At 67.9% G+C, this 1,409-nt stretch carries 1 protein-coding gene; it reads right to left on the reverse strand.

Going from position 1 to position 1,409, the window contains the following annotated elements; genetic code table 11:
• Window positions 1-97: 97 nt before the first annotated feature.
• Window positions 98-1,153: a sensor domain-containing diguanylate cyclase gene (locus EUA98_RS19550; RefSeq protein ID WP_130104346.1), complete on the reverse strand. Its 1,056-nt coding sequence runs from the start codon at window positions 1,151-1,153 to the stop codon at window positions 98-100.
• Window positions 1,154-1,409 lie beyond the last annotated feature (256 nt).

Genomic DNA, 1,409 nt, shown 5'->3' on the forward strand with positions numbered 1-1,409 from the left:
ACTGCCATCGGGAACCAGCCCCCGGCCTCACGCCTCCACGCAGGCGTCACCAACGTCATGAGCCAGAACACCTAGGCACGCCGTCTCGCGACGGGGCTCACGGTGTGCGCGTTGATGCCACCTGGCGCACGGGTTCGGTCACTGAGATCGAGCCGGAGCAGACCGAGCCGGAGCCGAACGCGTCGACGTCGGTCTGTCCGGGCATCTCCCAGGGGACCCCGATGCCGAGGAGCGGACGGTCCGCCGTGCTGGTGAGCTCCCCGGCGTCCGAGGTGACCCGGTTCCGCCCGCGCTTCTTGCTCGAGTACATGTACCGGTCGGCACGGTCGACGAGCTCCTCGGCGGTCTCGGTGGGCAGGGCCATGGTGGCGCCGACCGAGACGGTCACCCGGGCTTGAACGTCCCCCTTCTGAATCCAGGAGTTCTCGATCAGCATGCGGACGCGCTCGGCAGTGGCCTCAAGGCCCACCCGGTCGGAACCGGGCAGCAGGACCAGGAACTCCTCACCGCCCCACCGCATCGGGACGTCGCCGCGACGTAGCCCGTTCGCCAGGGACTGGGCGACCATGCGCAGCACGTCGTCGCCGGTCCGGTGACCGAAGGTGTCGTTGACGTCCTTGAAGTGGTCCGCGTCGATGAAGAGCACTCCCAACGTGCTGCCCTGCTCGGTCACCGACGTCAGCAGGGTCTGCAGGTGCAGCTCACCGAGGCGACGCGGCGGCAGGCCGGTCACGAGGTCCAACGAGTCGTCCCCGCGGAGGCGAGCTAGGTCCGCGTAGGGGTTGGTGACCCGGGCGGAGAAGACCTCGACCGACCCCACGATCGCGCCCGCCGGGTCGCGCATCGCCTGGCCCCGCACCGTGACCGGAATGCGTTGGCCGTCCCTGTGGTGGAGGTAGACCTGTGCCTCGCGGGGCCGGCCATCCTTCATCACCCCGGCGAGCGGGCAGCCATGCAGGCACAACTGACGCCCGGCGTCGTTGACATGCCGCAGGATCCCCTCCGAACAACTGTGGCCCAGCACCTCGTCGGCGCTGTAGCCGGTGATGCGTTCGGCGCCGCCGTTCCAGTACGTGATGCGCCGGTCACGGGTGACGAAGTAGACCCCGTCCGAGACCTGGTCGAGCAGTCCCTCGTAGAACTCCTTGTCCACCGGCAGTCTCCCTATGACGTGGCTTCTGTGCGTGCCTGACGTATCGACACGGGACTCGAGGTACTTAGCGTCGAGCAGTGCTCAGGTCGCACTCTGACCGTGACGCCGCTGACGCCGGGCAAGCAGGGCATTTCGGCTCTGTCAACACCAACGGAGGGCGCCCTATCGTGGGTTTTGTCGGCTCTTCACAGATGAGGGTGTAGCCGGGGTGGGCGCGTCGGTCGCTGGGTAGAGGTCGAGGCCTTCCGATGATGGA

The sequence above is a fragment of the Pengzhenrongella frigida genome (assembly GCF_004168625.1).
Lineage (GTDB): Bacteria > Actinomycetota > Actinomycetes > Actinomycetales > Cellulomonadaceae > Pengzhenrongella > Pengzhenrongella frigida.